General features: G+C 62.9%; 21 protein-coding genes and 1 tRNA gene. 9 read left to right on the forward strand and 13 right to left on the reverse strand.

The window, feature by feature from the left end; all coding sequences use genetic code 11:
• The coding region (locus XI03_RS13295) for an Hpt domain-containing protein (RefSeq protein ID WP_271592378.1) at nucleotides 1-752 on the reverse strand (752 nt) is incomplete at its 3' end.
• A 197-nt stretch (nucleotides 753-949) separates the two neighbouring features.
• Complete coding sequence (gene chpT / locus XI03_RS13300; protein WP_026202749.1) at nucleotides 950-1,603, reverse strand: histidine phosphotransferase ChpT; 654 nt, start codon at nucleotides 1,601-1,603, stop codon at nucleotides 950-952.
• Between the two features lie 227 nt (nucleotides 1,604-1,830).
• Here chpT and XI03_RS13305 point away from each other — a divergent pair, with 227 nt between their 5' ends.
• Entirely contained in the window at nucleotides 1,831-2,613 is a 783-nt protein-coding gene (locus tag XI03_RS13305; protein WP_271592435.1) for a 3'(2'),5'-bisphosphate nucleotidase CysQ family protein, read from the forward strand.
• A 6-nt stretch (nucleotides 2,614-2,619) separates the two neighbouring features.
• On the opposite strand, the gene XI03_RS13310 is transcribed toward XI03_RS13305, so the two are convergent.
• On the reverse strand, nucleotides 2,620-3,105 hold the full coding sequence (locus XI03_RS13310; protein ID WP_271592379.1) for a YHS domain-containing (seleno)protein: 486 nt from the start codon (nucleotides 3,103-3,105) through the stop codon (nucleotides 2,620-2,622).
• Nucleotides 3,106-3,244: 139 nt separating this feature from the next.
• Between XI03_RS13310 and XI03_RS13315 the strand changes: the two genes are divergently transcribed.
• The 3 genes from XI03_RS13315 to XI03_RS13325 all read left to right on the forward strand — a co-directional run bounded on the left by XI03_RS13315 (nucleotide 3,245) and on the right by XI03_RS13325 (nucleotide 5,500).
• Nucleotides 3,245-3,850, forward strand: coding sequence for a DUF1134 domain-containing protein (locus tag XI03_RS13315; RefSeq protein WP_018322430.1), 606 nt, complete (start codon nucleotides 3,245-3,247; stop codon nucleotides 3,848-3,850).
• Nucleotides 3,851-3,971: 121 nt separating this feature from the next.
• Complete coding sequence (locus tag XI03_RS13320; protein WP_271592380.1) at nucleotides 3,972-5,264, forward strand: hypothetical protein; 1,293 nt, start codon at nucleotides 3,972-3,974, stop codon at nucleotides 5,262-5,264.
• A gap of 161 nt (nucleotides 5,265-5,425) precedes the next feature.
• Nucleotides 5,426-5,500: transfer RNA gene (locus XI03_RS13325), tRNA-Val, on the forward strand.
• 205 nt (nucleotides 5,501-5,705) lie between these two features.
• Here the strand turns inward: XI03_RS13325 and XI03_RS13330 are convergent.
• Nucleotides 5,706-6,542, reverse strand: a complete 837-nt coding sequence (locus XI03_RS13330; RefSeq protein WP_095426713.1) for a universal stress protein — start codon at nucleotides 6,540-6,542, stop codon at nucleotides 5,706-5,708.
• A gap of 75 nt (nucleotides 6,543-6,617) precedes the next feature.
• The gene (locus XI03_RS13335; protein WP_271592381.1) at nucleotides 6,618-10,190 is read right to left on the reverse strand and encodes a GAF domain-containing protein; all 3,573 of its coding nucleotides are present in this window, start codon (nucleotides 10,188-10,190) and stop codon (nucleotides 6,618-6,620) included.
• A gap of 358 nt (nucleotides 10,191-10,548) precedes the next feature.
• Here XI03_RS13335 and XI03_RS13340 point away from each other — a divergent pair, with 358 nt between their 5' ends.
• On the forward strand, nucleotides 10,549-10,854 hold the full coding sequence (locus XI03_RS13340) for a hypothetical protein (RefSeq protein WP_028140378.1): 306 nt from the start codon (nucleotides 10,549-10,551) through the stop codon (nucleotides 10,852-10,854).
• Between the two features lie 157 nt (nucleotides 10,855-11,011).
• A complete protein-coding gene (locus XI03_RS40525) occupies nucleotides 11,012-11,380 on the forward strand; it encodes a DUF7662 domain-containing protein (protein WP_442869717.1) in 369 nt (122 codons plus the stop codon).
• 2,075 nt (nucleotides 11,381-13,455) lie between these two features.
• On the opposite strand, the gene XI03_RS13345 is transcribed toward XI03_RS40525, so the two are convergent.
• The 4 genes from XI03_RS13345 to XI03_RS13360 all read right to left on the reverse strand — a co-directional run bounded on the left by XI03_RS13345 (nucleotide 13,456) and on the right by XI03_RS13360 (nucleotide 15,813).
• Nucleotides 13,456-14,133, reverse strand: coding sequence for a hypothetical protein (locus XI03_RS13345; protein WP_271592382.1), 678 nt, complete (start codon nucleotides 14,131-14,133; stop codon nucleotides 13,456-13,458).
• Between the two features lie 130 nt (nucleotides 14,134-14,263).
• Nucleotides 14,264-14,746 carry a transcription elongation factor GreA gene (gene greA, locus XI03_RS13350; protein ID WP_028140382.1) on the reverse strand — a complete coding sequence of 161 codons (483 nt, stop codon included), beginning with the start codon at nucleotides 14,744-14,746 and terminating at the stop codon, nucleotides 14,264-14,266.
• 101 nt (nucleotides 14,747-14,847) lie between these two features.
• Nucleotides 14,848-15,333: a hypothetical protein gene (locus tag XI03_RS13355; protein WP_028140383.1), complete on the reverse strand. Its 486-nt coding sequence runs from the start codon at nucleotides 15,331-15,333 to the stop codon at nucleotides 14,848-14,850.
• 144 nt (nucleotides 15,334-15,477) lie between these two features.
• Entirely contained in the window at nucleotides 15,478-15,813 is a 336-nt protein-coding gene (locus XI03_RS13360; protein WP_038948248.1) for a hypothetical protein, read from the reverse strand.
• A 258-nt stretch (nucleotides 15,814-16,071) separates the two neighbouring features.
• On the opposite strand from XI03_RS13360, the gene XI03_RS13365 reads away from it, so the two are divergent.
• Nucleotides 16,072-16,305, forward strand: a complete 234-nt coding sequence (locus tag XI03_RS13365; RefSeq protein WP_038948247.1) for a DUF3551 domain-containing protein — start codon at nucleotides 16,072-16,074, stop codon at nucleotides 16,303-16,305.
• 68 nt (nucleotides 16,306-16,373) lie between these two features.
• Here XI03_RS13365 and XI03_RS13370 read toward each other — a convergent pair whose 3' ends face one another.
• Together XI03_RS13370 and XI03_RS13375 are read right to left on the reverse strand one after the other, a co-directional pair.
• Nucleotides 16,374-16,904: a hypothetical protein gene (locus tag XI03_RS13370; protein ID WP_028140386.1), complete on the reverse strand. Its 531-nt coding sequence runs from the start codon at nucleotides 16,902-16,904 to the stop codon at nucleotides 16,374-16,376.
• A 192-nt stretch (nucleotides 16,905-17,096) separates the two neighbouring features.
• Nucleotides 17,097-18,644, reverse strand: a complete 1,548-nt coding sequence (locus XI03_RS13375; RefSeq protein ID WP_271592383.1) for an acetolactate synthase large subunit — start codon at nucleotides 18,642-18,644, stop codon at nucleotides 17,097-17,099.
• 361 nt (nucleotides 18,645-19,005) lie between these two features.
• On the opposite strand from XI03_RS13375, the gene XI03_RS13380 reads away from it, so the two are divergent.
• Both XI03_RS13380 and XI03_RS13385 read left to right on the forward strand, forming a co-directional pair.
• Nucleotides 19,006-19,584 (forward strand): L,D-transpeptidase, encoded by a 579-nt coding sequence (locus tag XI03_RS13380; protein WP_028140388.1) that lies wholly within the window; start codon nucleotides 19,006-19,008, stop codon nucleotides 19,582-19,584.
• Between the two features lie 215 nt (nucleotides 19,585-19,799).
• On the forward strand, nucleotides 19,800-20,615 hold the full coding sequence (locus tag XI03_RS13385; RefSeq protein ID WP_271592384.1) for a DUF2927 domain-containing protein: 816 nt from the start codon (nucleotides 19,800-19,802) through the stop codon (nucleotides 20,613-20,615).
• Between the two features lie 81 nt (nucleotides 20,616-20,696).
• Here the strand turns inward: XI03_RS13385 and XI03_RS13390 are convergent, their stop codons facing one another.
• Nucleotides 20,697-21,503, reverse strand: coding sequence for a class I SAM-dependent methyltransferase (locus XI03_RS13390; RefSeq protein ID WP_271592385.1), 807 nt, complete (start codon nucleotides 21,501-21,503; stop codon nucleotides 20,697-20,699).
• 107 nt (nucleotides 21,504-21,610) lie between these two features.
• Nucleotides 21,611-22,735, reverse strand: coding sequence for a threonine synthase (locus XI03_RS13395; RefSeq protein WP_271592386.1), 1,125 nt, complete (start codon nucleotides 22,733-22,735; stop codon nucleotides 21,611-21,613).
• Between the last annotated feature and the right edge of the window lie 273 nt (nucleotides 22,736-23,008).

Genomic DNA, 23,008 nt, shown 5'->3' on the forward strand with positions numbered 1-23,008 from the left:
GCGATGCGGTCGCCTTCGCTGGCGCCCTCGTCGGCCATCGACTTCTTCGGCGCGGCCTTCTCCTTGGCGGGCTTTGCTTCCTTGGCCACTTCCTTAACAACAGGCGCGGGCGCTTCAGCGGCCGGCGCGGGCTCGGCCTTGGCTTCAGCCTTGGCGACGGGCGCGGGCGTCGGCGCCTCGATCGCGGTCTCGCGGAAGGCGCGCTCGAGCTCGTCGAGCGAGACTTCGCCCGGACGCAGCGGGCGCTCCAGGGTCTGGTCGATCAGCGAACCCGTGGTCAGGTTTGCCGGCGCAGCAGCGGCAACCGGGGCTTCCGGCACCAGCGGCGGGGCTTCGGCAACGGGAGCTGCGGCAGCGCCCGCGGCCATAGCGGCCATGCCCTGCTCGACCATCGCTTCCAGCTTGTCGATGAGATCGCGGTCGGTCCCCTCGGGCTCGGCTTCGGTCGCCTCGAGGCCGGCGAGGATTTCCTTGATGCGGTCGATCGAGGACAGGATCACCGTCACCGCCTGCCCGGTCACCGGCATGCCGTCACGGAATTTGCCCATCAACGTCTCGCCGGCATGCGCCAGCGCTTCCAGCCGCGGCAATCCGAGGAAGCCGCAGGTGCCCTTGATGGTGTGGACCAGGCGGAAGATGTTATCCAGGATCTTGGCGTTGTTCGGCTCCTGCTCGAACTTCACCAACTGGTTGTCGACGGTGTCCAGGCTCTCGCTGGTCTCCGTCAAAAACTCCCGCAACAGATCATCCATGAAAACAGGCCTTCATACAGGGCGGGCACGCACGAATTGTGATGCGCCTATTCGGAATGGGGCCAGCTTCACCGCAAAGCGTTTAATATTGGTTGAGTATGTGCAAAAGAACGGAACCAACAAAGAGATAAGGCGCTCCGGACAAGCCGAAGCGCCTCGTAAAGTTTTGATTAAGATGCCGAGCGCGCTGCGCGCGTTTACGAAGCGGTAATGATGATGGCTTCGCCTTCCGGCTTGAGCGTCACGGTGAGCCCGCAGGCCTGCGCCAGCAGCCGCGTATAATAAGGCTGGATCGCATGCGCATCCGCGGCAGGGCCGCGCTCGCCGCTCAAGAGCTCGGAGATGTTCTGCGGCAGGCGCGCATTATGTCCGGTCGCGGTGATGCGAAAGCTCATCGTTTCGCCCTCGCCGATCGGGTCGATCGTCAGCATGCCGCCGCGCGGGATCGTGTGCTGGGACACGACCAGCATGTTGAGCAGCAGCTTGACGCGATTCTTCGGCAGCAGGAGCCGCGGCAGATTCCAGGTGATCGAGCACTTGCCATCCTCGATGTGGCCGCGCGCCATGGTCTGGGCATCGCCGAGATCGATTTGCGCCCCGGAGGAGCCGGCGGCGCCGAAGGCGAGACGGCAGAACTGCAGCCGGGCGGAGGCGGTCTTGGCGCTCTTGCGAATCAGGTCGAGCGCGAATTCGCGGTCTTCCGGCTTGGGATCGTCGTCGAGCACTTCGAGCCCGTTGACGATGGCGCCGACAGGGCTGATGAGATCGTGACAGACCCGCGAGCACAGCAGCGCTGCGAGTTCGAGCATATCGGGAGCAGTAGCGGTCGCGGGCGACGAGGCGTCAGACATATAAAGGGGTCCTGGAGGGTTCCTGAAATTGCACGGCGGACGCCGCGAATCACGCATGCTTGACGGATGCTTCGGGTTCTAACATTCGCCAGCCCGTGGCAGCTAGCTTGCGATAGGTTCGAAGCGGCCATAAAGGGGCTGCGGGCGAATCAACTGAGGGGGCGAGACTTGCTGACGAATGAGGCACACAGGTGAGGATCATCGACGCCGAGGCCGCATCCCGGTTGATGGAGCCGCTCACCGCGCTGGTGGTGAAGGCGGGCGAGGCGATCCTCAGCGTCAACCGGGCGGCGATGCGGATTGACGGCAAGCAGGACGGCTCGCCGGTAACCGAGGCGGATCTCGCCGCCGACCACATCATCGCGGACGGCCTGGCCCAGCTTGCGGGCGACGTTCCGACCCTTTCGGAAGAGCGGACCCAGCTCGCCTCGCCCTCGTTTGATGGCAGCTTCTTCCTGATCGACCCGCTCGACGGCACCAAGGAGTTCGTCGCCGGTCGCGACGAGTTCACCGTCAACCTCGCTTTGGTGACATCAGGCGTGCCGCTGCTGGGCATCGTCAGCGCGCCTGCGCTCGGCCTGCTCTGGCGCGGCATCGTCGGCCGCGGCGCCGAGCGCGTGAGCTTTGACGGCGCTACCATCGGCGTGGCCGAGCCGATCCACACCCGCAAGCTGCCTGCACAAGGCGAGCCCTGGATCGCGGCGGTGAGCCGCTCGCACGGCGATCCCAGGAGCGAAGCCTTCATCGACAGCAGGCCCAACGCCGTCAGACGGACCGTCGGCTCGGCCGTGAAATTCGGCCGGATCGCGGAAGGCAGCGCCGACATCTACCCCCGGTTCGGGCCCACCTGCGAATGGGACGTCGGGGCCGGCTCTGCGGTCGTAACCGCGGCCGGCGGCAAGGTGACCGACGGCAAGGGCGGCGAGCTCCGCTTCGGCGAACGGCACGCCAGCGGCTTCATCATCCCGGAGTTCATCGCCTGGGGCGACCCGCAGGCGGCAAGACTCTGAAGGCTGCTACTGACCGAGCTTGTCCTGAAGGGCCGGCCAGCGCTTGCCCACCTCATAGAGGAACCGCTCGGGATTGGCGGCGAAGGCGTCGCGGTTGGCTTCCCGGCTGAACAGATAGAGCCGCTGCGCCACGATCGCGAAGAAACGGGGATTGCCGGCGACGGTCACCCCGCGGGCGATGTCGGCGGGGTCGTAGCCGCCGAATTGCGGTCCATAGATTTCGGGATGGGCCAGGAAGGAGGCGCGGTTGCCCTCGTTGCGGAAGCGCCAGACCGCGCCCCAGAGGTTCGCCTCGAACTCCGCCGTGCCCTGCATGGCCGCCCCCGCGACGAAATAGGCGACGGGATCGAACCCTTCGATGGCGACGCCGGTGAAGCGGTTGACGACGACCCGCTCGGTGGTGGCAGCCCCGGCCGGCATGACCGGGCCGGTGAGCCATACGCCCGACAGCAGGCAGACGAGGAGGCCGATCAAGGCAATTCCGGGGCGCAAAGGGCTATCTTCCTGCCGTTGTGCCGTCATAGTTGCTGCGGATAACATCCGAGTCGAGGGGACATCCGGCGCAACCTAGAGCCTCGCCTGTTGGCGTCAGGTTAAGGAAGCGACCGGTTTCGGTACCAGGGGTTCTTTTATGACTTTCGCATCACGCCTTGCTGCGCTCGCGCTTGCCGCGATGGTCGGCTGGATCGTGCCGGCCTCCGCCCAGCAGGCGCCGCCGCCCAATCTGCCGCCGCCGCAGCGGACCCCGACGCCCAGCACCTATGGGCCGGACGAGCTCGTCGGCGCCGGACACCGCTTCTTCGGCAACGTCTCGCGCGGGCTCGCCTCGATCATCGAGAAAGCGATCAGCCAATGGGGTCTGCCCAACGGCTATATCCTGGGTGAGGAAGGTTCCGGCGCGTTCGTCGCCGGCCTGCGCTACGGCGAAGGCACGCTCTACACCAAGAATGCCGGGGATCTGCGCGTCTACTGGCAGGGCCCCTCGCTCGGCTTCGACTGGGGCGGCGACGGCGCGCGCACCATGACGCTGGTCTATAACCTGCCCGCCACCAACGCGATCTACCAGCGCTTCGCCGGCCTCGACGGCTCGGCCTACATCATCGGCGGCTTCGGCATGACGGCGCTCACCGCCAACAACATCGTGCTGGTGCCGATCCGCTCCGGGCTCGGCCTGCGGCTCGGCGCCAATATCGGCTATCTCAAATACACGCCGCGTGCGACCTGGAACCCATTCTAGGGTTTTCCTCTCCCATCGGGCTTACGGATCAAGGTTAACGACAGGCCGGGGCTGGCTTTTTGCCGGGTCGCCATGGCATGGTCGTTGGTGAATTTTTCCTTAAGCTTGGGAGTTCTGCCCCATGGTCGAACCGATCATGTACCTGGCGATCGGTTTCCTGCTTTCGATGCTGTGCGGGCTCGCGATCGTGCCGCTGGTGCATAACCGCGCCGTGCGCCTGACCACGCGCCGGCTGGAGGCCGCAACGCCGCTGTCGATGGCCGAGATCCAGGCCGACAAGGACCAGCTCCGCGCCGAATTCGCCATGTCGGCGCGGCGGCTCGAGATGAGCGTCGATCAGCTCAAGAACAAGACCACCAGCCAGCTCGCCGAGCTCGGCAAGAAGAGCGACGCCATCAACCGCATGAAGATCGAGCTTGGCGAGAAGAACGCCACGATCTTCGCGCTCGAGGCGCGCGAAAAGGCGGTGAAGGAGCAGCTCCGCGCCACCGAAGAGGAATTCAACGCCAAGACCGAAGCCCTGCGCGCCGCCGAGAACGCGCTGACCGACAAGCAGAACGAGCTCGCCAAGATCAACTCCGAACTGTCCGACCGCTCGATGATGGCGGAGAGCCGCCAGGTCGAGCTGGTCGCGGTGCGCGCGCAGATCGAGGAATTGAAGAACCGCGTCGGCGATGCCGAGAAGGAATTTGCCGCCACCCAAGCCCGCCTCGCCCAGGAGCGCACCGAATCCGAGACCGCCTCGCGCGAGCTCGGCGATGCCCGCGGCCGGGTCGAGAATCTGAGCCAGCGCGTCACCGAGCTCGATCGCCAGCTGATCGGACAGGTGAAGGAAGCCGAGATGCTGTCGGGCCGCGTCGCCGACCTCGAGGGACGGCTCGCCACGCAGGGCAAGCTGCTCGCCGAGCGCGACTATGAGAACAACCAGCTCCGCCAGGCCAATGAAGGCGCCGAACGCACCCTCAAGGAGCTGCGGGTCGAGATCGCGGCCTTGAGCGGCGGCAAGTCGTCGGCCGCCATGGAAGCGCTGCGCGCGGAAAAGACCGCGCTGGAGGAACAGCTGCGCACCGCCCGCGACGAGCGCGCCAAACTCCAGCGCGATATCAACGCGATCCAGCAGCAGGCGGAAAGCTCCTGGGCGACCGAGCGCATGGAGAACGCGCTGCTCCGCGAGCGCATCAACGACATCGCCGCCGAGGTGGCAAAACTCGCGATGCAGCTCGAAGGCCCGAACTCGCCGATCGAGGCGTTGCTGGCGGCCGAGGCCGGCCAGCCGCCGAAGCCGGCGCCGCGCCCGGCCAACGACGCCGCGACCAATGGCGCGCCGAGCCTGCCCGAAGGCGGCGGAACGCTGGCCGAGCGCATCCGGGCGCTGCAGGCCCACGCCTCCCGGGCCCGCCAGCAGGGCGCGTAAGCAGCCCGAAATCCGGCCGGGCCAGCGAATTGCGCGATCGGGCCAAGGTTTTCCGCCCCCCGCGGCGCCTGGAAACTTGACACCTTAAGCCCGCACTTCTAAATCGCGGGCTCCGATGCGCCGGCCGGCCGAACAGGTCCGGCCGTCTGCATGATGGTCCCGGGCGCATAGCTCAGCGGGAGAGCGTTCCCTTCACACGGGAGAGGTCCAAGGTTCGATCCCTTGTGCGCCCACCATTCATTTTCCTGACCGCTGCCGGTTGCCGACGATCGCCCTGGCCTCACGGCTGTTCGGGACCGCCCATATCAAGAACATCGAAAACAACCCCATGCACGGTAGCCGGCCTCAGTCGGATCAAGGGGCTGCGCCTTTTCCGAACGCTGGTTTGACCCGGGGCAAGACAGGAGCAGGGTTGCATGATCTGAAGAGAATCGTGCGGCGCTAATGAGCCATCAGGACAGGCAGATCCGCATGCTCCATGATATAGCTGGTCGCCCCGCCGAATATCATTTGCCGCAACCGGGCGCGGGTGAAGGCTCCCTTGATCAAGAGGTCGCAGCCCTCAGCTCTAACGGCATCGAGGACTGCCTCTCCGGTGTCGCGATCCTCCAGTTCAACCGTTCTCGCCTGCGCTGCAATGTCATTGTACCGCAGTTGCTGGACGATCTGATCGGCAGACGGTCCTGGTACCGCTTGGCCGCCAACGACGGTTAGGACCGATACCTTCTCGGCCAGACGAAGCAACGGCATGGCAAATGCGTTTGCCCGAGCTTGCTCGGTACTACCGTTCCAATGGATCATGATGTTTGTTGCGATGCTTCTTGGTGCATTCGATGGCACAAGTAGAACGGGCCTGCCGCTCTCGAACAGCGCGGACTCAATCGCGCGACGGTGAGGGCCCGCAGCATCAATGTCAGACCGTGCCATCACGATCAGATCGAAAGCGCGCCCATAGCTTCCGACAAAATCTTCGCCCTCAGGGGCGGTCTCCAGCCAGCCGAAACATGGTCGACCCAATCCAGCGGATCGAGGAACATCGTGCTTCAGCATGAATGCTTCGAAAAAGTCGCGCATGTCGTTCAATTCGGCTGCGCTCTTCACTTCATACGAATCTAACAGAATGCCGGTGGCCAACTCCGCGGCCAGATATTGAGGGATGCCGAACCGGAGCGGAAAGCCTTCGATATAGGCGCCGGTACGATGCGCGAGGCGTACGGCGGCATCGAGCGTGGGTGTCATCATCGGAATATTCTGAAGCGGGACCAAGAGCGTCTTCATTTTCGACCTCCGGTGTTTGCAGTGAAGTTCGACGCAGGATTCCTAGTTTCGCTTGAATTGATGCCTACGATAATTTCACTTCGCGTCGTTCCGGTGCGCCGCTAGCCTACGCGGCAGCCTGATGATGAACTCCGTATAGTCGCCGGGCTCGGTATCGACCTCGATGCTGCCGCCGTGCTGTTTCACGATGATGTCGTGGCAGATTGAAAGGCCAAGGCCGGTTCCTTCGCCTGCGGGCTTGGTTGTGAAGAATGGGTTGAATATTTTCCCTCTCACGTCGGCCGGGATGCCGGCGCCATTGTCGCGAATCCGGATCTCGACGGCGCCGCCGAGGTTTGTCGTCGTCGCGCGCAGCCTTGGCTCGAAGCCGTCGCCGGCGGCGTCCTTTTGTTTGCTCGCCGCGTAGAAGCCATTTGAAACGAGATTGAGGAACACCCGCGTGATTTCCTGCGGATACAGATCGAGCGCCCCCGCAGACGGATCGAGGTTCCTTTCGAGCGTGATGTTGAAGCCTGCTTTCTCGGCGCGCGCTCCGTGATAAGCAAGGTTGAGGCTTTCCTCGAGGATGGCGTTGATATCGGCCGCGCGGCGTTCGCCAGACCCTTCGCGAGAGTGCAGAAGCATATTCTTGACAATGGAATCGGCGCGCGTTCCGTGCTGCACGATCTTTTCCAGGTTGCCTTGTAGCATGTGTATCAGCACGTCGATGTCCAGCCTTGCTGCCTCGCCGAGTCCGGCTGAGCGCAGCGCGTCGCCGAGTTCTTCGATCAGTTCGGAGGAAAGCGCAGCAAAATTGTTGACGAAATTGAGCGGATTCTTGATCTCATGCGCAATGCCGGCGGTGAGTTGCCCGAGCGAGGCAAGCTTCTCGGTCTGGATCAACCGATCCTGCGCATTTCGCAATTCCTCGAGCGATTGGGACAGTTCCATGGTGCGCTCGCGCAGCTCGTTCAGCAGGCGTGCATTCTCGATCGCGATCACGCCCTGGTGTGCGAAATTGGACACGAGCTCGATCTGCTTGTCAGTGAAGGATCTAACTTCCTGGCGAAAGATCGTGATGGTGCCAATCAGCTCATCTTCCTTCAGCATGGGCACGATGACGAGGGTCCGTGCGCCGGCAAGGTCGGCAAGCGCGCGAACGTTCGGGTTGCCTTCGACGTAGGGCGGCTGAGTCCTGATATCGTCGATATGAACCGTCTGATGAGTTTTCTCGACGGTGCCTAGCCCGCTCGCCGGATGTGGGCGAATGCTCTGGTACAGCCGGGTATCAACATAAGCCTGTGGCGCGTTGTGTAACGCAACCGTGCGAAAGCCGCCATCCTCGTAGAGATTCATGGTGCCGAAGCCGGCCCCGCAAATTCGCGTCGCGTTCTCCAGCATCTTGTGGAAGACCGGGGTCAATGCGCCCGATGAGGCGCTTATGATTTCCAGCACCTCCGACGTTGCCGTCTGCCGCTCCAACGATTCATTCAATTGTTCGAACAGACGCACGTTACCGATGGCGATGACAGCTTGATCCGCGAAAGTCTGAAGCAGGTTGATCTGCTTCTCGCCAAATGGACGAATCTCCGTGCGACGAAGCACGATCGCACCCATGCTCTCGTCATCGCGCAACAGCGGCACGCTCAGAACGGTCCGAGCGTTTGAGCGAAGCGCATATTCGCGTCCGGTCGGGAACTCCTCGCCTTCGGGCCCGAGCAGGTCGTGCACCTGAACGGTGCGACGGTCGATAATCGCCCGGCCGGTGGGCGATTTGACACTGATCGCCCGCCGGCTCCACACCACGGGAACTTGTCCATGATGGGCCTGGATGACGATGTCGTCGCCGTCCCTCAGAACCACCAGTGCATCATATGCCTCGCAAAGTCCGCATGCGCTTTCCACGATCGCCTTGAGCACCGGACCGACCTCGGTCGGCGAGGAAGCGATAACCCGCAAGATATTGGCGCTGCCGGTCTGGTACGTCAGCGCCTCAGACAGATCTCGCGTTCTGGTCTGCAATTGTTCGAACAGCCGTACATTCTCGATGGCGATCACGGCCTGGTCGGCAAATGTGGCGACCAGCTCGATCTGTTTTTCCGTGAAGGGCTGCACGCGCTTGCGAGCGATTACGAGCGCGCCGATCGGCTCATTTTCGCGCATGAGGGGAACACCGAGCGCCGTGCGCTGACCAGCCATGGTGATGGACTCGTGCAGGCCGTATTCGGCATCGGCAGCGACGTCGAGGATCTGCACTGGGCGGCGCTCAAGTACGGCCCGACCTGTTACCGTGCTCCGGCCGGGCGTAATCGGGTGACCCTGCAGAAACTCGATGTATTCCTCGGAAAACCCCACCGCTGCTCCGGCCTGATATTCATCGCCTTCGCGGCGCATGATGAATGCCATCTCCGCTTCGCACAGCCGTGCCGCCGAATCGACCAGCGTGTTGAGCACGGTTTGCAGATCGAAGGTCGAGCGGCTGATCACCTTCAGCACATCGGCAGTCGCGGTTTGCTGCTGGAGCGATTCGGCGAGATCGCGCGTCTTCGCCTGGACCTCATCGAACAGCCGGACATTCTCAATCGCGATCACGGCCTGATCGGCGAAAGTGGAGACCAAGTCGATCTGCTTGTCCGTGAACGAGTTCACGGCCTTGCGGCCCAGGAACAGCACGCCGATCGTTTCTCCGGATCGAAGCAAGGGTACGCCCAGGAGGGTCCGGTAGCCGCCGGCCCTCTGCTGCTCGGGATAAGCGTATTCGGGATCGACCAGGACATCCTGGATCTGGACAGCCTTGCCGGACAGCAGGACACGCCCAACGACGCTGCCGCGTCCAGCATTGAGTCGAATGCCAGCCGAGACCTCGGCCCACTCGGGCGAGAAATTGTACCGAGTTGCATGATAGTATGCGCCGTCGGTGTCCTGCCGGACGATTGCCGCCATGTCGGCACCACACAGCCACGCCGCCGATTCCGTGAGCGTGTCGAGCACCGTTTGCAAATCAAACGCGGAGCGGCTGATGACCTTCAACACATCGGCAGTCGCCGTCTGCTGCTGCAGCGATTCCCGCAAGTCGTCAGTGCGCGCCTGCACCTCATCGAACAGCCGCGCATTCTCAATGGCGATAACGGCCTGATCGGCGAAAGTCTGCAGAAGTTGCACATGATGCGGAGCGAAGGCACCCGGCGCGACCCGCGTGACGCTGATCATGCCGATCACCACGCCTCCGGTCGCGAGCGGAACGAACAACATGCTGCGAAAGCCGCGGGCGCGCGCGATGAATTTGATGTCGTTTGTCAGCGCTTCGGTATCGGGGGTCGGCACCACCTTACCGGCCCGCGCACTTTCAAAACTCTCGAAATCGGCAATCGGCCGCGGAAACATCTGCTGCAAAGCTCGATCGGCCGCAGAATTCGTCGGCGTGAAGGCCGCCAAATGGGCAGTGCCGTCAATGAAGCGGAATACCGTCGTCGAAAAGCCGCCGAGCAAGGCATTGGCGCGCCTCGCGATCGCATCGAATACCGGCTTCACCTCCGATGGCGAACTGGCAATGATTTTGAGGATGTCCGCGGTGGCGGTCTCGCGATCTTGTGCAGCGCGCAATTCGGCCAGGAGCCGCGCGTTCTCGTGCTGCAATTCCGCCACAACGCCCTGAGGAAGCGCGGCCATGATGAAAATCCAGGTCGCCAGCCGGTTCGCGGCCGACGTCAAAATCCAATCAAGAAAGCGTCGGAATTATTCCACCATCAGGTGCCTCCGACCAGACGTATCGCTAGTTGATTTTCAATCGACCACGCGTCAATTCGCCTCCTCGATCTACCGAAGCAGCGAGCTCCACAAGTCGCGCCGCTTTGGTCCACATGGTGGCAGATCGCCGGATCCAAGTGCGGCTATTGCGGCGGCTGATTTCGGACCGCCTCTAATCTCTCAATGGGAGATACGGGTTGATTTAATTTTGCGCTAGCTTTTTCCGCACCAATGCTTCAGACTTGCCTTTATTGTGGATTTAATTTTTCAGGGCGCTGCGATGGGAAAACCTGCCGTTTCCCGCGATGCTTTCCGTGGGCTGTTTGCTTTATATGCTGCGAAGGCGCATCACGACCGTAAGGCCGAGGGCGAACATTGTCTCTTGAAGCTGTTCGGATCTGCGGAAGATTTACCCGATGCTTTACTGCTGCAGTGTTCGGACAGAGCTGAGCTGCTCCGCTCTGAAACTGTTGGTCGCTTGGTGAGCCCGCGCGTCCGTCAAATCACGAACGGCAACGCTCAATATGACCATGCCAGCGACTTTCTGCACGCGCTACTGAGAGACCTTGAGCAAAAAGTGCACTAATCGATACTCGCTGCGCTATCGTCGCTGATCCAGGAGCAATTGAATCTGGTGATGCGAGCCAACTCATGCTGGGGCGAAGCGGAGCGATCAATCAGCTGCACCAGATACCTGGAGCATGGCAGGGACGCCTACGGGCCAACGTGACGAGCCGAATGTTATGTCCGTTTACGATCCATTACGGGAAGAGCTACAGCGCACAGGGCCGCAAACGATTCGGCTCACATTCTCGGAAATTGAAGCAATTCTCGGCAAACCGTTGCCGCCGTCAGCGTACAAGTTCAATGCCTGGTGGGGAAACAATTTGCGCAAAGCCGGTCACACGCAATCTATGGCTTGGCTGCATGCCGGCTTTGTAGCCAGGGTTTCACTAAGACAGCGAGCCGTGGAGTTCATCGACCTCGACGAATTCCACCGCGCCGGGCTAGCGCCCCGCCCGTACCGGCAAGGTCCATCAGAGACATCGCCAAGAGGGCACCTCAGGAACGCATCGCGTCAATCGCGTGGGCTATCAGGACCGCAACGCTGACGCCGATAAGGATAACGAGGACCCAGTTCAAAAACACGTTCGCCTCCACCTTTGGAATTGAACGCGAGCAACTGTGCACAGTCAAAAACAACCGGCCAAAACTATTAATTTCGGCTTGGGTTGAGGATTCAATGTAACTGTTGCGTCCGTTGTCGGCCCTATCGATGGAATGCCATGAATAGAAGAACCCCGACAACGCACGCCGCGAGCGAGAGCAAGTAAATACCCACGGCAAATCCCGACTCATCTCGAACTGGAGATTTAAATGGGAACTCGCATTATGCGCCGGTCAAGCCCAAAGCTTACTGGAAACGGTTGATAGTACCTTTAAGCTTCCTGCTGCGGCAATCATGGCACGGCAGCCGAGTCTCTGCCGCGACACTCCAGCTTTAAATGGCTAAATTAAATGCACTTTGCCATGGAGATTAGGTCTGATTTAATTCCGCTCTCACGCGACTGCGACCGGCGCATTCAAAGCAAGAAGCGCGCGATTTGCGTTGCTCGCACAGGCCTTGCCGACGCCTTTTTCCACATTTATGACAAGCGACCTCGGTTTGGGGCCGAGATCGCCAACCTTGGGGAAGGTTTGCTCCCGACGGGGGCTTTTGATTTGGGGACTTGTCGGAAGCTTGGATTCGACTCGGAATTGGGAAAGTCGTTCCGCTTACCGAGCAAATAAAAGCGGCCTCAGCGAACGGGTGCCGGGGTCGCTGCATTTCCGACCATTCATTCAGCTCACCTGTCCTATCGGAGCTCGTCCCCATAGTCATCGGACTTGTAAGCGCTATCGGTCCACCTCATGGGTTTGTCCCTTCCTGATGCGGGAAGGCAATAGTGCTCATCGAATTGTCCTCAAAGAGCAGCCGTGGCCGCGCGCGTTCTTGAAGCAGTCTGGGCGGCTGAGGCCGGCTGGGCTCTGCTTCGGCTTAGAGAGCCTTTGGGCCAGAGCAAAACAGCAATCCACACTTCACGGTCGCGTGCACGAAACCGTTTTGGCGGCCAAACGAAGCGGCGCTGAAACAACGCCGTCCGATGCTGAGATGGAGTGAGGGAGGATTAAATGCGCAGCCTAATTTTCGGGGTAGTGCTCGTAGCGCTAGCAACGATCGGATCTTCATCGTTTGTTTCGGCCGCTCTTTCGGCAACGCGGGATGCGAAGTCCGCAACGATCTCAACGCGGTTCGCGCCAGCACCAAATGCTCCCAGCTGCACTTTCGCCCCCAGGCCGCGGGCGGGTTTGAGCGTGCGTTCTTGAGCGGCTATTTTCCGAACCATGGATCGGCACTTCGCTGGTCGATCAGAACCTGATTCAATCTCAACGGCTTGAACGAATAGCAATTGCGACCAAGGATAATTGCGCATTGTGCGTAGCTTGGGGATACCTGCTAATAGGTCAACGCATCTGCATTTTCCGAATCGACGTTCCATGGTCGCTGGCGCATGCGCCGTATTCGGGGGTGTAGGTGTGAGCCAGTTTCTATCGATGCTGCTGCTAACAACAGCCGTGGTTTTAACCGTCTGCTTCGGGGTGGCGGCGTGGCGCCTCTCTGACGAAAAGGACACCGATATCACTGGCCAGATCGCACGCCAGTCGTATGGATGGAAAGCGGCACCGGCCAGATAACCCTTTCGCTTGCCTCCTGCGCGCTCTCTGGCCTGAAATGCCGGTTGCGCTTCCCTGGCACGGTCCTTGCCAATCCCGGCCTATCTTTACCGGTCCTGGCAGGGAGCCGTTTCGCGATGAAACAGAAATCTCGAACCTCAAAGCCGCAAAAGCCTACTCTGGCACACATAGCTTCCGATTTGGTGAGATTGCTTAAGGCGATACAGGATCTCGAGGGCCTCAGAGAGAAAGTCCGGCTAGCAGAAGCCGCTCGCGTATTGCACTAAGCTTGGCGGGTAGAGGCGCATTATTTAGGTGTGGCTAGATCAGCGCCGTCGCCCTGAAGCTGTCGATCGCAGGCGATCACGGCGCCCGCCAGCGGTCCTTCGAGCTGCCTCAAAATGTCGAAAACAACCCCATGCACACAAGTTGACGGGCGTTGAGCTGCCGGAGGTGTAAGACGGAGCAGGCTTCAGGCGACCCGCTCCGGCCGCCAGGCCGCGTAGAGGCCAACAAGCGTCCCCATGGCGGCCAGCGCTGCCGCCAACAGCACCTGCAATTCGCCGTCATCAGTAGGGCCGACGGACGATACCAACTTGGTCACGATGACGAACAGAATGCCCACGGCGGCCGCTGCACCCACACAGAGATAGGCGAGCTCTCGCGTCAGGCTGCGGCCGAGAAGTCCGAGCGCCGTGAAATACATCGCGCAGGCGTTGGGATGAACGAACAAGGCGATGCGGGCGTAAGCGCCATAGGCGTCGAACAGGGACTCACATCGGCGCAGGGCCGCCTTCGAGGCCACCCGCTGCAGGAACGGCCTGAAGAAACGAGCCTGTCCGTAACTCAAGACGGCGCCCAGGATGATGGCGAGCCACGCCACCACAAAGACGGAAGCATCCGCCGACTTTGGATTGAGCGCCACGGACATCAGGATGAGGGCGGTTCCGGGAAAATAGCCGAAATACGGGAAGACCGACTCCAGGAGCACGCAGACGAACATGAACACCAGAAACCACGACGAACCGGTCGCACCCTGGACGATGGCGTTCAGATCGAAAAGGTTTGTCCTGTACAGGACGAGATACATGCACATGGCCAGTACAGCCAGCGCGTAGAACGGCAAGGCCCCCGACAGAAACCGTCTCATCCGACCATCGGGATTTGTTGCGCGGGCACGGCGGGGACCATCGATATCAGGACAGGACAACAAAGACGCATGGCTCATGCATTAGGCGAATGGGATTGCTCCTGCAATCCTCGCCTCGCCCTGCACGCTGCTACGCAATCGACAGAATCTCGATCTCTTGCGCGCCCGTCCCTACGACGTCACCCACCGCCTTCCCCATCAGCGACCGCGCGACCGGCGCGACGAACGAGATCGTCCCCGCCTTCGGGTCGGCTTCGTCCTCGCCGACGATGCGGTAGGTCTGCACGCGGCCGTCGGTGCGGCTGAAGGTCACGGTGCTGCCGAAGGCGACCGTTTCGGTCGAGGTCGGATCGGGAATGAGCTGCGCCGTGCGCAGCCGTTCGGTCAGATAGCGGGCGTCGCGCAACGGCACCGCCGACTGCCGGCGCTTTTCGTTGACGTCCTCGATGGCCTGCGCGGCCTCATAAGCCTCGCGGGCCTGCTGAAGCTGCGTCTGCAACGCCTGCAGCCCTGCTTCCGTCACGAGGTTGGGATGCGGCGAGATCGGGCGATCCGGCAACAGCGTCTCGGACGCGGTTTCGGCGCTTTCTTCCTTGGTAAAGGCGACGCTCAATTCAAAGATCCTGTCGAACTGTTTCGGGTAACGGCGCGCACCATCATGCTGCGATTCACCGAGGGCAATCGCGCAGAGGCGCCGCTGACGATTGCCCTGGACTATATCTCAAGTTCGACGAAACGACGGAGCTTGAAGACGAGATCCGGCATGGCCTGGCGGAACCGCGTCGCGTTCTGGAAATTGGTCGAGAACGGCGCGAAGGTGATCATGGCGTTCCAGTGCCGGTAGCCATAGACCGTGACCGAGGCGCCGGTCGCCGGGAAATTCTCCAGCTTGCGCAGCTCGCCAAGCACCAGATCGGCGATCGCTTCTGCCGGCAACAGCTGCTTGCCATCCCGCGTCGTGACGATTTTCGCAGGCGGCTCGACCGGTTCCACGGTGGCCGGCGCGGCGCTGGCCGCATCCTCCTGCCCGGTCGACGTCGCCTCAGGGACGGGCGTCGCGACCGCGTCCGCTCCGTTCGACGGCACGGTCGGCGGCCCCTCGGTGAGCGGCGGCGGTGCAACACTGTCTGCGCGCTTGTTGCCTCCAAGGATGCTGCTGATCATGGCCACAAGGCCAGCATCCTTCACGTCGTCACTCATCACTCCCCCCAGGCTTCGGCCTACTCTAGCACTGCGCTCGCAGACCGCCACCGGGATATGAGGTCGGCAGCCGCCCGGCCAGCGCCCATCTGGGCAGGCACCGGCGGCGCGACGGCTGATCACGTCGCGCCGCCGTGCGATCCGTCACTGCTTATCGAACGGGATATATTGCTGGTACTGCTTGGGCACCGAGCTGCGATAGCGCGCGGGCACGGTGCCGCTGTCGACGGAGTGGTCGATTTCCTGCTGCCGTGTCATCTTCTTCTTCGCCGGCTTCTTCGACGCGCTCTTCTTGGAGTCGGTCGGCTGGCTGGACGTGTCGGTGGTTGCGCTCGGCGCCGCCGTCGTGGCCGGCGCAGTGGTTGTCGCCGCAGGCGCCGCGGTTCCGCCGGCAGCCGGCGTGCTTTGGGCCAGGGCATGCGGCGTTTGCGTCATGAGCGCCAGCGCTGCCACTGCAGCCAGCAAATATGATTTCTGCATCAGAACCTCCAAATGCCTTGATCCGTATGAGGCAAGCCTAGTCCCACGGGATCGAGGCGTGCAAGTTCGCCGAGGATAGGTCGGAACCCGTGCGCGAACTGTGGCGGAGATCACAGTGCAAGCCGCTGGCTGCGTCACGATGTACCTCGCTTCGAACGCATCCGGCGTCGCAGACACCAACACAGCATGCCCCCGCGTCAGACAGGCCACGGGAACGCCAAGGCTCGGTCGTTCCACCTACCATTGAAGGAGATCGAAATGCGTCGCACCATCCTCACGCTTGCATCGTTCGCAACGCTGATCGCCGCATCGTTGTCGGCGGCCCCGGCCCAGGCCGGAAGCGACAGATACTGCCTGCAGGGCCGCAGCTGGGGCTATCCCGGCAACTGCCAGTTCGCGAGCTACCAGCAATGTGCCGCCACGGCCTCCGGAACGTCGGCCTATTGCGGCATCAACCCGCGCTACGCCTATTCGCAGCCGTATCATTACTGATGACGCAGGTGGTGAGACTCCCTCTCCCGCAAGCGGGAGAGGGAGAGCACCTGTTGTGCCGGAAGTGATTAGCCCGGCCTCTGCGCGCTGGCTCCCAATCCGCTTTCCTCGAGCCGCGTCGCGAACCAGAGCGAGAGCGGCTGATCGATTGCGGCGCTGACATACACCTCCGACATCGTCACATGATGCTTGTCCAGCACGAGCAGCACGCCGATCCAGTAGGGAAACCAGACATGCACGTCGGTCAGCGCCCGCAGCTTGTGCTGGTCGTGCTCAAGCGGGGTGTGATTGCTCGCCTTGCGGATCTCCACCGTGAGCAGATTGTTCGGGATCTCGCGCTGATGCACGACGACATCGGGGTAGATCGACTTGCCGAGATGGTCGTCGGTCGAGATGATGGTGCCGTGCGGCAGATGCAGCGTGCGCTCGCCGAGCCGATCGTAATTGCAGTCGACCGACCAGCCGGCGAACTGCTTCTCCAGATGCACGGCGAAGCGGTGGGTGACCGCGCGCTCGCCGATGTCCTTCTCGAACAGGAAGCCCTCGTGGGCGTAGAAGTCCCGCAGTGCCGCGATCACCTTGTTCAGCTCGGTCTGCATCGTGCCTCCGGGCCCATCTCGCGCACCTGGTTCGGTGTCGTCCCGGCGAACGCCGGGACCCATACCGCGAGGTCTATCGAGTGTACACGGCGCACGTACCGAACTCCGAGTCTTCGCCAAACCTCTCCCTGGGGTTATGGGTCCAGGCGTTCGCCGGGACGACGTGGGGAGAGAGCTTGTTCAATCAACCCCCTACATCTGGACTTCGATCAGCCGCGGCCCCGGCTCGGCCACGGCTTCGGCCAGCGCCTTGTTGAACTCGTCGGCATTGGTGACGGCGCGGCCGGGCACGCCCATGCCCTTGGCCAGCGCGACGAAATCCAGCGTCGGGCGGTCGAGCCTGAGCATGTCGTTGGCGCGCTGGCCGGGCTCGCCGGCACCGACATTGTCGAACTCGCCGCGCAGGATCTGGTAGATGCGGTTGGCGAACACGATGGTGACGATATTGAGGTTCTCGCGCGCCTGGGTCCACAGCGACTGGATCGTGTACATCGCGCTGCCGTCACCGACCATGCAGATCACCTTGCGGTCGGGGCAGGCGATCGCGGCGCCGATCGACAGCGGCGTCGAGAAGCCGATCGAGCCGCCCATGTTCTGCAGCCAGTCATGCGGCGCTGCAGCCGCCGTCGGCGGGAAGAAGCCGCGGCCTGTGGTGAGGGATTCGTCGACCATGATCGCGTTCTCGGGGATCGCACAGGCGATCGCCTGCGCGATCGAGGCGAAGGTGAGCTCGCCGGTCGGCTTGATCAGCTCCTGCACCGCATGCGGCTTGACGTCCTTGGCGCTGGCCTTGACGGCGCCGGCGAGCGCTTCGAGCGCTGCGACCGAATTCTCGCCCCACGCAGTCATGCGATGCACCTCGCAGCCCTCGGGCTTGAGCATGCTCGGCTTGTTCGGATAGGCGAAGAACGCAACGGGATCGTCGGACTCGACCAGCACGATGTGACGGAACTTGGCCAGCATCGGCAGCGCGTTCTCGATCACGTAATGGATGCGGTCGATCGAGTAGCGGCCGCGGCCGCGCGCCATCTTGGGGCGGAAGGTCGGGCCCATCACGGTGCAGCCGGTCTTGGCGGCGATGCGCTCGGCCAGCGCCAGGCCCTGCTCGCTCAGGGCGCTGCCGGTCATCAGCAGCAGCGTACCCTCGCCGTCGCCATGCAGGATTTTTGCGGCCTGCTCGACCGCCTGCGGCGAATAGCTCGCGCGCTGCTGCTCGGCTGGAACCTCGGCAACGCCGTCGGCCTCGTTCCAGGCGGTGTCGGCGGGCAGGATCAGGGTCGCGATCTGCGGCGGGGCGCTCTTGGCGGCGGCAATCGCCGCGGCGCCGTCGGCGGCGACCGATTTGGCATCCGGCGAGGTGCGGACCCAGGACGACATCGGCCGGGCCAGGCCCTCGATGTCGGAGGTCAGCGGCGCGTTGAAGCCGATGTGGTAGACCGCATGCTGGCCGACGATGTTGACGATGCCGGAATTGGCCTTCTTGGCGTTGTGCAGATTGGCAAGGCCGTTGGCGAGGCCTGGGCCGAGATGCAGCAGCGTCGAGGCCGGCGTGCCCTTCATGCGGAAATAGCCGTCCGCTGCACCGGTCACGACGCCCTCGAACAGGCCGAGCACGCAGCGCATGCCGGGCACGCGGTCGAGAGCTGCGACAAAATGCATCTCGGAGGTGCCTGGGTTGGTGAAGCAGACATCCACCCCACCCTTGACCATCGTCCGCACCAGGCTTTCCGCACCGTTCATTCGTTCTGCTCCCGCAACCGGCAATATCCAAAGACCCGTTCGATCAATCATTGTTCGCTCGTCCCGTCAAAGCAATAGGCGGCATCGCGGCCCTGCCCCGCGCGACGATGCGCCGGCTTGGCTAATACCCCGTTCCGATAGACTCGGAACGGGGTATTGGCCTCATGTTTTGACGCGTTTTCTTGATGCGAACCGGTATCCACTTCGCTTGAAAACGCTCTGGTGCTTTTCTGCAAATGGCATGGTTGCCGATTTGATAACGTCCGTGCTGGATGATGTCCCTCACGGGGCCGTGGCTTGCGAAAAGCCCGCAAATATGGCCTGTGGCCTGTGTTGAATCGATTTTTTGCTGGGGGAAACAATGATCCGGTTTTTTGCCGCGCCGATTGCCGCCGTCGCACTGCTGTCGGCCATGGCGGGCGGCGCGTTCGCCGAAGAGTTCGACTCGCGCGACATCATGGGCGGCGGCCCGAACTTCTTCCGTTCCGGCGCCAATCCGATCCCCCGCACCACCGTCATGTATAACGGCAATTACGCCCCCGGCACGATCGTGGTGAACACCAGCGAGCGGCGGCTGTATCTGGTGCTGCAGAACGGCCAGGCGCTGCGCTACGGCATCGGCGTCGGCCGCGACGGCTTCCGCTGGGGCGGGGTCCACAGGATCACCGCCAAGAAGGAATGGCCGGACTGGACGCCGCCGTCGCAGATGCTGGCGCGTCGGCCGGACCTGCCGCGCCACATGAAGGGCGGCGTCGAGAATCCGCTCGGCGCGCGCGCAATGTATCTGGGCTCGACGCTCTACCGCATCCACGGCTCCAACGAGCCGGAGACGATCGGCCAGGCGGTCTCCTCGGGCTGCTTCCGCATGACCAATGACGACGTCAGCGATCTCTACGGCCGCGTCTCGGTCGGTACCACGGTGGTGGTGCTGAACAACTGACGCAACTCTCGTAGGGTGGGCAAAGCCGGAGGATCGCGCGAACGCGCGGTCTGCCGGCGTGCCCACGGGTTTGAGATGGTGGGCACGGCGCTTTCGCGCCTTTGTCCACCCTACGACACTGTAACTCTCTTGTTACAGACAACGCCGGGAACCCGCAGGCCGCGTGAATCTGCGGCCTTGTGCGCGCGAGCCTAATACGGCAGCGTCGCAGGACAATGAGCGCACTCAATCCGCCCGCGCCTGGCCTTCGCATCGCCCTGCTGGCGCTCGCCGCGCTCACCTTGCTTCCTGATACCGCTACCACGGCCGCCGCGGGCGAATTACCCGCGATCTCCTCGCGCCAGCGCTCCGAGAAGAAGAATTTCACCGACGGCGAGATCGTCGAGGGCTTCCTGAAGACGGCGTTCGGCGCCGAATATCATCTCGCCGGCCGCGTCGACCGCATCCGCAAATTCGACGGGCCGGTGCGCGTGTACGCCGAGAGCGACCGCGCCGACCGCAAGACGCAGCTCGCCAAGGTCGTGGCCGACATCGCCCATCGCGTGCAGCATCTCGACATCGCCATGATCGCGACCGCCGAAGCGGCCAATGTGCGGGTGAAGCTGGTGCGCGACCGCGACCTCTTCCGCACCATCTCCAGCTTCTACGGCGCCGAGAAGGCGCGCGAGATCCGCACCTCGCTCGACCCGCAATGCCTGTCCGGCTTCCGCAAGAACGACAATTTCGAGATCGAGCATTCCGACGTCATCCTCACCGTCGACAACGGCGATTTCGTCTTCCTCGACTGCGCCTATGAAGAGCTGCTGCAATCGCTCGGGCCCATCAACGACACCGCGAGCGTGCCCTGGACCATGTTCAACGACAACGTCTCGATGGGCTATTTCGACGTCTACGACCAGTACATCCTCAATCTGCTGTACGATCCCCGCATCAAGCCCGGCATGACCGTGGCCGAGGTCAAGGCGGTGCTGCCCGCCGTGCTCGCCGACGTGCGCACCTGGGTCAGGCAGGTGAATGATCTGAAGGAGTGAGCCGCGCGACCCTCCCCATGGTTCGAGACGCCTGCTTTGGCGGGCTCTCACATGAGGCAGAATCTCACGGTCAAACGCGCCTCACACCTTCCTTGCCTTCGACATCAGGAACTGCTGGCGCATCACATTGTGGCCGGCGTCGATATATTCCGAGATCAGCGCCTCGAACTCGGCTCGGAAGCTCTTGAGCTTGTCCGGTTCGTCCTTGTACTGGGCGACGAGCTTGATCAAAGGCCCGATCGTCGCTTCCATGGTGCGGCGGAAATGCTGCGGGCTGAGGGCGGACGGCGTCATCATGTCCATCTCGAAGGAGAGATCCTTCGTTTTCCCCGCGAGACGCTCCGCGACGATCTTCGGATCGCCCCACAACACCGGCGATGCCACGCCCTCGGGCGGCGGCAGATGGCGGCCGATCAGCGCGAACATCCGCCCGACATACAGATGCGGCGGCCAGGTGGAGAAGGCGATGGTGCCGCCGGGCTTCAGCACGCGCAGCATCTCGCCGATCGCGACGTCCGGACGCGGCGCGAACATGTGGCCGAACTGGCTGAGCACCACGTCGAACTCGTTGTCGCCATAGGGCAGGCTTTCGGCGTCGCCGTCCTTGAAGTCGACATCAAGGTTCAACAGTTGCGCATGCTCGCGGGCGCGTTCGATCAGGACCGGCGACAGATCGAGACCCCTGACCTTCGCACCGCGGCGCGCCGCCGTGATCGCGACCACGCCGGTGCCGCAGCCGACGTCGAGCAGCCTTTGGCCGGCGGCAACGCCGGCAAAACCGACGAGCCTGGCGGCGGTCGGTGTCGTGAAAACTTCCATCGGCGTGAACAGCGACCAGGCTTCCTTCTGGACTGCCTTGAAAGCTGCAAACGGGTCCTGCGCAGTCATGGAACTCTCCCTTTGCTCGAGGTCGATCTCCATGAGGCTGGCGAAGGTCACCGAAGGTTCAACGCGGCCTCATGACGGCGACGGCACGGTCTTTCATCGTCGCGGCCCTATTGCACGAGATCGGCAACCGTGGTCGCGGCCTTCAGGCCGGTGCCGGTGAGGACGGCAACCGTGGTCTCGTTCGCCTTGATGGCGCCGATGGCAGATAGTTTTTCCAGCGCGGCGGCAGCACTTGCGCTGGTCGGCTCGGCGAACAGGCCTTGGCGCGCGAGGCGCCGCAGGGCGGCGACGATCTCGTCCTCGGTGAGCGCGACGGTGGCGCCGCCGCTCTCGCGCAGAGCTGCGACGATCTCGCGCAGGCGCAGCGGGTGCTTGATGGCGGTGCCTTCGGCGATGGTCTTGTTGACCTCGCGCGCGACTGGCGTATCGACGCCCGCCTTGAAGCTCGCATCGATCGGCGAGCAATTGAGCGGCTGCGCCGCGAACAGCCGCGGTAGCTTCGCGATCTGGCCGGCCTTCAACAGCTCGCGGTAGCCGAAGGCGCATCCGAGCAGAGAGCTGCCGGCGCCGACGGGAACGATGACGTTGTCGGGCGCGCGGAAACCGAGATCCTCCCAGATCTCATAGGCGAGCGATTTGGTGCCTTCCAGGAAGAGCGGCTGCCAATTGTGGCTGGCATAGAAGGTCTGGCTCGACTGGCGGATCGCCTCGGCCTCCGATTCCTCGCGCGGGCCCTCGACGAGCTGCACCGCAGCGCCGTAGGCGCGCACCTGCGCGATCTTGGCCGGCGACGTCGAGGCCGGCGCCAAAATCTTCACGCGCATGCCGCCGGCGGCACCGAGCCCGGCCATCGACGAGCCGCCATTGCCGGAAGAATCTTCGAGAATTGCGTCGACGCCGATCTGGCGCAGGAACGACAGCATCACGGCGGAGCCGCGATCCTTGAAGCTGCCGGTCGGGTTGAACCATTCGAGCTTGAACAACGGCCGCAAATCGCCCCAGTCCTGCTGCACCAGCGGCGTGCAGCCCTCGCCGAGCGAAATCGGAGCCTTGATCTCGACTGGCAGCGCCGCCCGGTAGCGCCAGAGCGAGCGCGTGCGGCCATCGATGTCCTCGCGCGTGATCCCCGCCCCCGGCGTCACCAGTAGCGGCGTGCGCTCGTCCGAGCACCAGCGCGGCTGGTCGAGCGGGTAGAGCTTTGCGTTGCGGGGGTCGATGTAGCTGGCGGGCATGGGGGTCTCCGGGGCGGGCAGCCGATCCAGTCGATATGTCTGAATATACGGGCTTTATCCAGTCACGCGTTTGGAGGCCGAGGCGCCGCCCGCCCCTTTCAAAAATTCAAACGATTACATAGATGTAGGGAGCATTTCGGCGTCGACCGCCGATCCGGACGGGCGCGGGAATGATCCTTCCGGGGCGCGCAGCACGATTAACTTGTCTGTCGCGTCTTGCCGCTACAATATGTTGGATTGAGCTTGCGTCGCCGATGTTCCGCGTCGGCAACG

Source organism: Bradyrhizobium sp. CCBAU 65884 (assembly GCF_028128835.1).
Lineage (GTDB): Bacteria > Pseudomonadota > Alphaproteobacteria > Rhizobiales > Xanthobacteraceae > Bradyrhizobium > Bradyrhizobium ottawaense.